This window comes from Natronospira sp. (genome assembly GCF_007134575.1).
GTDB lineage: Bacteria > Pseudomonadota > Gammaproteobacteria > Natronospirales > Natronospiraceae > Natronospira > Natronospira elongata.
Genome location: NZ_SLKM01000285.1, coordinates 1 through 9,880, shown reverse-complemented (window position 1 = coordinate 9,880; position 9,880 = coordinate 1). Strand labels below are relative to the sequence as shown.

Below are 9,880 nucleotides of genomic sequence, written 5' to 3'. Positions count from 1 at the left end.
TCCATTGATGGGTTTTTTTCCGAGCTTCCATCATGGCGCATCGACGCCGAGTGATGAAGGAGGGAGGAGACCATCTCATCGCCGTAGATACATCCCTGTAGGCTTTGGGGGCGACCGAAAGACTGCGCTTTCCTGCTCCGTCTTCCGGTCCAGCCCGCACATCCCTGTGCGGTCGTTCGGCAAGCTGCGATGGTCCACCGGACCATCGGTCTTGCCTCACCCCTGTCGCCCACAATCCTGGAAAAGGGTCCCCAGCCCCTGCTACGCCACCTACCGCCGTGCCGGTTGACGTGGCTCTTTGTGGGCACCATCAGATCTGGGATGGATATGACGAATTGGCTCAGGAACTGCAACTGACGGAGTCACCGGCCTCGAAGCCGCAAAACAGGAAATCGAAGTCGCCCAATCCATTGCATGGGAGAACTACAGCATGAAGCAGCAGTCATTCCAGCCGCCGGAGCGGCTACTCATGGGCCCAGGGCCCTCGGATGTTTCCCGGCGGGTGCGTGAGGCCGCGGCGCGGCCCACCATTGGTCATCTGGACCCGGCCTTCATCGCCTTCATGGATGAGCTAAAGGGCCTGTTGCAGTGGGTCTTTCGTACCGAGAATGCCCTGACCCTGCCGGTTTCGGGACCGGGCACCGCCGGCATGGAGGCCTGCTTCGCCAATCTGCTGGAGCCGGGTGACAAGATCGTCGTCTGTCGCAATGGCGCCTTCGGTCAGCGCATGCTGGAGATGAGTGAGCGCATTGGGGCCGAGGTGGTCACCGTGGACCAGGAATGGGGCCGTGCCGTGGATGTGGCTCAGGTCGAGGCCGCTCTGAAGGCCAACCCGGATGCCCGGGTGCTTGCCTTTGTTCAGGCCGAGACCTCCACCGGTGCCCGCTCCGACGGCCAGGCCCTGGCCGCACTCGCCCGTGAGCATGATTGTCTCAGCATCATGGATTGCGTCACCGCCCTGGGCGGGATTCCCGTGGAAGTGGACGCCTGGGGCGTGGATGCGGCCTATGCCGGGACCCAGAAATGCCTGTCCTGCCCGCCGGGGCTGTCACCGGTCACCTTGAGTGAGCGGGCCGCCGAGCGTATCCGCAACCGGCAGGTGCCGGTGCAGAGCTGGTTCATGGATTTCAGTCTGGTGATGAACTACTGGGGCAGTGGCGGGCAACGGGCCTATCATCACACCGCCCCGGTCAATGCCCTATACAGCCTGCATGAATCGCTTCTGGTGCTGAAAGAAGAGGGCCTGTCCGCGTCCTGGGAGCGTCATCGGCGGATCCATGAGAAACTGGTCGCCGGTCTTGAAGCCCTGGGCCTGTCGCTGCTGGTGCCGGCCGATGAGCGCCTGCCGCAGCTTAATGCCGTGCGCATTCCCGAAGGCGTTGATGATGGCGCCGTGCGCGGAAAGCTCCTTGAGGATCATGGCATCGAAATCGGTGCCGGGCTGGGGCCCCTGGCCGGCAAGGTCTGGCGGATCGGTCTGATGGGCGAGACCTGCCGGGAAGATAAGATCGAGCGTTTGCTGACCGCCCTCGGGGCGATGAAACAGTCGGACTCATGGGAGTGACCCCGCATGTTTGAGGCTCTAAGCCGCCATTATTTCAGACTGGTTCTGGATAGCCCCTGGCTGGTCATCCTGATCGTGCTGGCCGTGTTTGCCGCTGCCGGCACTCAGGTCCACCGCTTCCATCTGGACGCCTCGGCCGAGTCGCTGATGATCGAGGGCGACGAGTCCATGTACTACTACCGGGAGATCCGGGCCCGCTACGGTTCCGATGATTTTCTCATCGTTACCTTCACCCCGGACGCGGAGTTGTTCAGTGATGAATCGCTGGGTCGCATTGCCGCCCTGCGGGATGAACTGGCTGAACTGGAAGCCGTGGACTCGGTGATGAGTCTGCTGGATGTCCCTCTGCTGGACAGCCCGCGGGTCAGCCTGGCCGAGCTCGAAGCCGGGCCGCGAACCCTGGAAGACGGCGGTGTGGACCGGGATCTGGCGCGGGAGGAGTTTCGCTCCAGCCCGATCTATCGTGATCTGATCATGAATCAGGACGCCGATACCACGGCGCTGTTGTTGACCATGACTCAGGACGAGGAATTGCGGAGCCTCCTGCAGCGCCGGGACGAGCTGCGTATCCAGCGTGCCCGTGACGGGCTTGATGGCGATGAGCGCGGGGAGCTTGAGTCTCTCAATGAACGACTCGGGCCGATGAGCACTGCGGCCCAGGCCGAGCTTGAAAAGACCATCGCCCAGGTGCGCGAGATTCTCGACCGCCACCGGGACGGGGCCCGGATTCATCTGGGTGGGGTGCCGATGATCGCGGTGGACATGATTGATTTTGTCCGCAACGACATTGCCACCTTTGGCCTGGGTGTGGCCCTGTTCATTCTGCTGTTGCTGGCCTTTACCTTCCAGCGTCTACGCTGGGTCCTGGTGCCCAGTGTGGTCTGCGGTGGCGTGGTTCTGATCATGGTCGGCTTTCTCGGTTTCATGAGCTGGCCGGTGACTGTGGTCTCCTCCAATTTCATTTCCCTGATTCTGATTCTTACCCTGTCCCTGATGGTGCATCTGATCGTGCGCCATCGGGAACTGCATATGGGCAGACCGGAGGCGGACGGCCGCTGGCTGATGGCGGAAACCATCCGCAGCAAGTTCATGCCGTCACTTTATACCGCCCTGACCACCGTGATCGCTTTTGGTGCCATGAGCTTTGCAGAGATCCGGCCGGTGATCGATTTCGGTCTGATGATGGCCTGTGCGGTGGCCTTTGCCTTCCTGCTGACCTTCACCCTCTTTCCCGCGGCTTTGGCGAAGCTGGCACCGGGCAAGGTGCCGGTCCTGCGCCGGGACGTGACCGCACGAATGAATCGCGGTATCGCCGGCCTGGTGCAAGGCCGGGAATGGCCGGTGATTGCGGTCTTTCTGCTGCTGGTGGTGGTTTCGGTGATCGGCATCAGCCGGATCACGGTTGAGAACCGTTTCATTGATTACTTCAAGACCGATACCGAGATCTATCAGGGCATGGCGCTGATCGATCAGGAACTGGGCGGGACCACCCCCCTGGACGTGGTCCTGGACCCCAGTGCCCGTTTCCTGGAAGACAATGGCGAAGCCCCCGGCGAGGCGGATGTTGAACGCCCCGAAACCGGCGAGGCGGTGAACGATGAGTGGGGCGATGACGATTGGGGCGATGATGAATGGGGAGGTGACTGGGATGATATGGACGCGGACGACGAGCCCGGTCCCATCGGTGGTTACTGGTTCAATGAATACCAGCTGGAAGTCGTGGAAGCCATCCATGACTATCTGGAAGAGCGACCGGAAACCGGTAAGGTCCTGTCGGTGGCCACGACCCTCAAGGTGGTCCGGCACCTGAATCAGGGGCGTCAGCTCAATGCCTTTGAATTGGGCATTTTGTTCGAGCGTCTGCCCGAGGACCTGGCCGAGATTCTATTGCACCCCTTCATGAGTGAGGATGGTCATCAGATCCGCTATGACATCCGAGTGATTGATTCCGATCCCAACCTGGAGCGGGATCGCCTGTTGAAGCAGATTGAGGGAGAACTCCAGGAGAAGTTCGAGCTGGGGCCGGAGCAGGTCAATCTCAGCGGTATGCTGGTGCTTTATAACAATGTCATGCAGAGCCTGCAGCGCTCCCAGTTCATTACCCTGTTGGTGGTCTTTTCCGCCATGATGCTGATGTTCGGCCTGCTGTTCCGGTCTCTGAGAATGGCGGTGATCGGGCCCCTGCCGACGCTGGTGGCCTCGCTCGGTGTCATGGGCCTAATGGGCTGGGTGGGCCTGCCCCTGGATATCATGACCATGACCATTGCCGCCATTACCATTGGCATCGGCATCCACGACACCATCCATTACACCCATCGTTTCCGCGATGAAATCCGGGGTGGTGCCGAGTATTACGGGGCGATGCTGGAAAGTCATGTGCAGGTGGGTCGGGCCATGGTATATACCACGGTAATCATTATCGCGGGCTTCTCCATTCTGGCCCTGTCAAACTTCATGCCTACGATCTATTTCGGCTTGCTGACCGGTGTGGCCATGGCCTTTGCCCTGGTGAGCAACCTGTTCCTGTTGCCGGCCCTGCTGTGCCGGCTCAAACCTTTTTCGGTGAATTCCCATGCGTGAGCAACAGGCAAGAACCATTCGGCTTTCCGAGTACCAGCCCCCGGCCTGGCAGGTAGAGTCAGTGTCCCTGCGATTTGAGCTGGACGCCGATGACACTCGGGTGCACAACCATATGCAACTGCGGCGTGTGGCAGAGGGTCCGCTGCGGCTGGACGGGGAGCAGATGAAGCTGGAAAGCATTCATCTGGATGGGTGCAAGCTCAGTGCATCGGATTATGAACTGGATGATGAAGGGCTGACGCTGAACATCAACGGGGACCAGGCGGAAGTGACCGTGGTCAATCGTATTGAGCCCGCGAAGAATACCGCCCTTGAAGGGCTGTACCAATCCGCCGATTTTCTGCTCACCCAATGTGAGGCCGAGGGTTTTCGGCGGATCAGCTATTACCCCGACCGTCCCGATGTGATGGCCGAGTTCCGGGTCCGCCTGGAAGCGGACCGGGAGCGTTATCCGGTGCTGCTCTCCAACGGCAATCCCGTGGACAGCGGCGAACTGGAAGGCGGTCGTCATTTTGCGGAATGGCATGACCCCCATCCCAAGCCCAGTTATCTCTTCGCCCTGGTGGCGGGTGACCTTGGGCATATAGAGCGTGATTTCACCACCGCTGAAGGCCGCAAGGTGACGCTCAGGGTCTATGCCGAGCATCGCAATATGGACCAGTGCGATTTCGCCATGGAGTCGCTGGTCAATGCCATGCGCTGGGACGAGGAACGCTTCGGCCTGAGCTATGACCTGGATGTCTACAACATCGTCGCCACCGATGACTTCAATATGGGGGCGATGGAAAACAAGGGCCTGAACATCTTCAATTCCTGCTTCGTGCTGGCCCGGCCCGATACCGCCACCGATCAGGATTATCTGGGTATCGAATCGGTGATCGGTCACGAGTACTTCCATAACTGGACCGGTAATCGGGTGACCTGCCGTGACTGGTTCCAGCTCAGTCTCAAGGAAGGGTTGACCGTGTTTCGGGATCAGGAGTTTTCCGCTGACCGCAATTCGCGGGCGGTGAAGCGAATCGAGGACGTGAAGACCCTGCGGGCGGGACAGTTTCCGGAGGATGCCGGTCCCATGGCCCATCCGGTGAGACCGCCGGAGTATCAGGAAATCAACAATTTCTACACCGCCACGGTCTACATCAAGGGCGCGGAGGTGGTGCGCCTGTATCACAGTCTGCTGGGCGAGGAAGGGTTCCAGAAGGGCATGCGTCTCTACTTCCAGCGCCATGACGGGCAGGCGGTAACCACCGAGGACTTCCTCGCCGCCATGGCCGATGCCAATGGACAGGATCTGTCATTGATGCAGCGCTGGTATGACCAGGCCGGTACCCCGGTGGTCAGCGTGGAGAGCCGGCATGAGCCGGAAAGCGCGCGTTTGCATCTGACCTTGCGCCAGTCCATTCCCGATACCCCGGGGCAAAAGGGCAAGCAGGCAACCCTGATTCCGGTGGCCCTCGGGCTGCTCGATAGCCAGGGCCGGGCGCTGCCACTCAAGCTTGAGGGTGAGGCGCAGGCACGGGGAGAGGAGACGGTGCTGATCCTGGATCAGGCCGAGAAGACCTTCGTCTTTGAATCCATTGCCGAAGCCCCGGTCCTTTCACTGCTTCGTGGCTTTTCCGCGCCGGTCAAACTCGAGCACCAGCAGAGCGATGAGGCGCTGTCGTTGCTCATGGCCCATGACCAGGATGCCTTCAACCGTTGGGAGGCGTCCCAGCGACTGTATTCCGGGGCCTTGATCGAGGCCCAGCAATCCATCGCCGATGGTGAACCAGCCCGGTTCCCGGAGAGTATTCAGGCCGCCGTGGCCGCCCTGCTGGCAGACGATGACGCGGACCCGGGCCTGAGGGTCGAGGCCCTGACCCTGCCGGCGGAAACCTGGCTGGCCGAGCAGGTAGCGGTGGTCAATCCGGTGGCCATTGCCGATGCCCGCCAGGCCCTGCGTCGGCAGTTGGCCGAGGCCTTCTCCAGTCAATGGCATAGCCTTTACGAGTCACTGGCGGACAGCGGGCCCTACCAGGTCCGGCCCGCGGATATCCTTCGTCGCCGACTGCGCAATCTGGCCCTTTCCTATCTGGCAGTGCTGGATGACACGGCCATGCAGGAACTGGCACTGAATCAATATCGTCGCGCGGATAACATGACCGACCAGATGGCGGCCCTTCGGGCCATGGTGCTGGAAGGGCATCCGGCGGCGGAAACGGTACTGGCGGATTTCTACCAGCAGTGGCAGGCCCAGCCCCTGGTGGTGGACAAGTGGTTCTCCCTCCAGGCCCAGCGCAGTGACGGCGATCCCGTGGCGCGTGTCCGTGAATTGGCAGAACATCCGGCCTTCAAGCTGACCAATCCCAACAAGGTTCGGGCCCTTTACGGCGCTTTCGCCAATGGCAATCGGCGTGCCTTTCACGCCGCCGATGGCAGCGGCTATCGACTGATCGCGGATGTGGTTCTGAAGCTGGATCGTATCAACCCGGCCATTGCCGCCCGCCTGGTCAGCGTCTTCAATCCCTGGCGTCGCATGGAAGCGGTGCGCCGCGAGGCCATGCATGGAGAGCTCAGCCGCATCAAGCAGGCTGATCTCAGTCGCGATGTGGCCGAAATCGTTGGCCGAGCCCTGGCGGAGTCAGGTTGAGGGGGCATAAAAAACCCGCCGACAGAGTCGGCGGGTCGGGGTAGTGGAAGGGGTTGCCGCCCGGCTTACCAGACGTAACTGATGCTGATGTAGTCGATGTCCTGATCAACACCGCCATCATCGACCTTGGTGCGGGTCCACTCCAGTTGCCAACTGGTGAAGATGACTGCCGCGCCAAAGGCGAAGTCGGTGCTGGAGGCACTGCCCATGCCGTCGAAGTCGAAGTCGGAACGGACCATGCCCAGCTTGCCCTTGACCTTGATGCCCGGCGTCGGGGTGTTGGCGGTGACGAAGGCGCCCAGCTGGTTACCGCTGTAGTCGAGGCTGCCGCCATTGAAGTCGAAGCTGCCATCGCTGATGGTCTGGGTGAAGGTGCCTTCCACGCCAAAGGGGGTGGCGGGGATGTTCACTCCCACCAGAGCGCTGACCGCTGCGGCGCCATCGGAGTCGTCCTCCATGGTGAGCACACCGGCACCCACGCCGATGTCGATCAGGGGCAGGGCCTTGGCGGCCGGGGCGGCGGCAACGCTGCCGGCCAATACCAGGCCGGCGATGATGTGCTTGTTCATGGTCTTGGTCCTCGTGATGAATTAAGACGGCTCGTTCCCGCGCAGGATAGCCTTACCGGCGGCGGATTTCCACGGGTCGGCGCCGGCATGGTTATACTGTGCCAGAACTTTCCCTGTGGATATCCATCGAGGTGGACATGACGGAGATTGGTACTCCAGGCTCGGCCGGGGCACGGCGGGTCATGCTGCTCGGCAGCGGTGAGCTGGGCAAGGAAGTGGTGATTGCCTTGCAGCGACTGGGTTGTGAGGTGATTGCCGTGGATCGCTATGCGGACGCACCGGCCATGCAGGTGGCGCATCGCCATCATGTCATCGATATGCTGGATGCAGATGCCTTGAGTGGTCTGGTGCAGAAGGAACTGCCCCATCTGGTGGTGCCGGAGGTCGAAGCAATTGCCACCGAGGCCCTGGTGGAGCTGGAGAGCCAGGGTTTCAATGTGGTGCCAACCGCGCGGGCCACCCAATTGACCATGAACCGTGAAGGCATCCGTCGGCTGGCGGCCGAGGAGCTGGGGCTTCCTACCTCCCCCTATCGTTTTGCCGACAGTGAAGACAGTTATCGCGAGGCCGTCATGGCCGTGGGCCTGCCCTGTGTGGTCAAGCCGATCATGTCGTCGTCCGGCAAGGGACAGAGTCTGGTGCGGCGAGAATCGGATATTCAGTCTGCCTGGGAGTATGCCCAGTCGGGTGGCCGAGCCGGTGCCGGAAGAGTGATCGTGGAAGGCTTTGTGGATTTCGATTATGAAATCACTCTGCTGACCGTTCGTCACCGGGATGGCACCCGCTTTTGTGCGCCCATTGGTCATCGCCAGGAGGATGGGGATTATCGCGAGTCCTGGCAGCCCCAGGCCATGTCCGAGGCCGCCCTGGCCCGGTCACAAGAGATTGCCGAAGCGGTGACCGCCGCTCTGGGTGGCTACGGCGTATTTGGTGTTGAACTGTTCGTCAAGGGTGATCAGGTCTGGTTCAGTGAAGTCTCTCCACGCCCCCATGACACCGGGTTGGTGACCCTGATCTCCCAGGATCTGTCCGAATTCGAGCTTCATGCCCGAGCCATCCTCGGTCTGCCCATTCCGGCGATTCGTCAGCGCGGGCCATCCGCGTCGGCCGCCCTGGTGGTGCGCGGCGAGTCCAATCGGGTCAGCTTTTCGGGCCTGGACCGGGCCCTGGCGGAGCCGGACACCGATCTCCGCCTGTTCGGCAAACCGGAAGTCCGGGGGGCGCGCCGCATGGGTGTGACCCTGGCCCTGGGGGAAAACGTGGAAGAGGCCGTTGCGCGTGCCGACCGGGCCCGCAAGGCCATTCGGGTGGACCTGGGGGGCTAGGGTCGGTCAGCGTTCCCGCCAGCGGCCGCCGGCCTGCTAAGCTCAAGGGGAATGGCACCGAAGGGTGTCAATGATCATTCAGGGGAGAAAAGGCATGGCGCAGAAACTGCCCAGACAGCATTTTGCCGCCGGGCAGGAGATCTTTGCCCAGGGGGACCGGGGAGACCGGGCCTATTTCATCGATCGGGGGGCAGTGGAGATTTCCACCGACAAGGCCGGGCGCAAGGTGGTCCTCGCCCGGCTTGGCAGCGGCGAATTGTTCGGCGAGCTGGCACTGATCAATCAGCAGACCCGTTCCGCGACGGCCGTGGCGGTGGAAGACACCGAGGTGGTCAGCATCAATGCCGAGCAGCTGGATGCGGCCATCAAGACCGCCAACCCTCTCCTGCGCAAGCTCCTTCAGGTCAATCTGGGCCGCTTTCAGTGGACCCAGCAGTTCATGCTGCAGCACGCCGATACCGTTGATGCCCGCCAGCCGCTGGAACAGAAGGCCCGCCGTGACCTGGCCACGGAGAAGGAAATTCAGCAGGCCATCGAGGAACAGCAGTTCGAGTTGCACTACCAGCCGATCATTTCCATGCGGGGCGGCCAGACCATCGGTTTCGAGGCCTTGTTGCGCTGGCGCCATCCTCGCCGGGGGCTGGTCTATCCGACCGAGTTCATTCCCCTCGCCGAGCGCACCGGGCAGATCGTGGCCATTGGCCGCTGGGTATTGGGTGAAGCCCTCAATGCCCTAAAGGCCTTTCAGATGCTGGTGGGCCGGGGATCCGGGCCGAGACCGCCGTTGACGGCCCTGGCCGAGGCTGCGCCTGAACCCGCGCCTCGCTCCCGGACGCCGCTGTTCATGAGCATCAACATCTCTGCTCGGCAGTTGTTCGAGTTGCAGGAGATCGACGCCATCGGTGATGCGGTGATGGCCTCAGGGGTGGATCCCAAGCAGGTCAAGCTGGAGATCACTGAGAGTCTGCTGGTGGACGACCCGGTCCATGCCCAGGCGGCCATCCAGCTGCTGCGGGAGTACGGCATGCGCATTGCCCTGGATGATTTCGGCACCGGCTATTCCAGCCTCAGCTATCTCCATCAGTTCCCCATGGACACCCTCAAGATCGACCAGCGTTTTGTCTCCACCATGGGCCGTGATCCCAAGAGCTATCGCATCGTTCGTGCCATTGTCGGACTGGCCGAGGAGCTGGGCATGGAGACCATCGCCGAG

The 9,880-nt window shown here is 61.8% G+C and carries 6 protein-coding genes; 5 read left to right on the top strand and 1 reads right to left on the bottom strand.

Annotated elements, in window-relative coordinates; translation table 11 throughout:
• Positions 1–430: 430 nt before the first annotated feature.
• Genes ACJWXQ_RS11530 through pepN form a run of 3 tightly spaced genes read left to right on the top strand, consistent with a single transcriptional unit; the run spans position 431 to position 6,773 of the window.
• The gene (locus ACJWXQ_RS11530) at positions 431–1,564 is read left to right on the top strand and encodes a pyridoxal-phosphate-dependent aminotransferase family protein (protein ID WP_406672849.1); all 1,134 of its coding nucleotides are present in this window, start codon (positions 431–433) and stop codon (positions 1,562–1,564) included.
• A 6-nt stretch (positions 1,565–1,570) separates the two neighbouring features.
• Positions 1,571–4,144 (top strand): RND family transporter, encoded by a 2,574-nt coding sequence (locus ACJWXQ_RS11525; protein WP_406672848.1) that lies wholly within the window; start codon positions 1,571–1,573, stop codon positions 4,142–4,144.
• Positions 4,137–6,773, top strand: coding sequence for an aminopeptidase N (pepN, locus tag ACJWXQ_RS11520; RefSeq protein WP_406672847.1), 2,637 nt, complete (start codon positions 4,137–4,139; stop codon positions 6,771–6,773). The genes ACJWXQ_RS11525 and pepN overlap by 8 nt, the downstream gene beginning before the upstream one ends.
• A gap of 65 nt (positions 6,774–6,838) precedes the next feature.
• Here the strand turns inward: pepN and ACJWXQ_RS11515 are convergent, their stop codons facing one another.
• On the bottom strand, positions 6,839–7,342 hold the full coding sequence (locus tag ACJWXQ_RS11515) for an outer membrane beta-barrel protein (protein WP_346051001.1): 504 nt from the start codon (positions 7,340–7,342) through the stop codon (positions 6,839–6,841).
• Positions 7,343–7,479: 137 nt separating this feature from the next.
• Between ACJWXQ_RS11515 and purT the strand changes: the two genes are divergently transcribed.
• Complete coding sequence (gene purT, locus ACJWXQ_RS11510; RefSeq protein ID WP_346051039.1) at positions 7,480–8,667, top strand: formate-dependent phosphoribosylglycinamide formyltransferase; 1,188 nt, start codon at positions 7,480–7,482, stop codon at positions 8,665–8,667.
• Between the two features lie 94 nt (positions 8,668–8,761).
• Positions 8,762–9,880, top strand: a 1,119-nt coding sequence (locus ACJWXQ_RS11505) for an EAL domain-containing protein (protein WP_406672846.1), incomplete at its 3' end; no start/stop codon positions are given.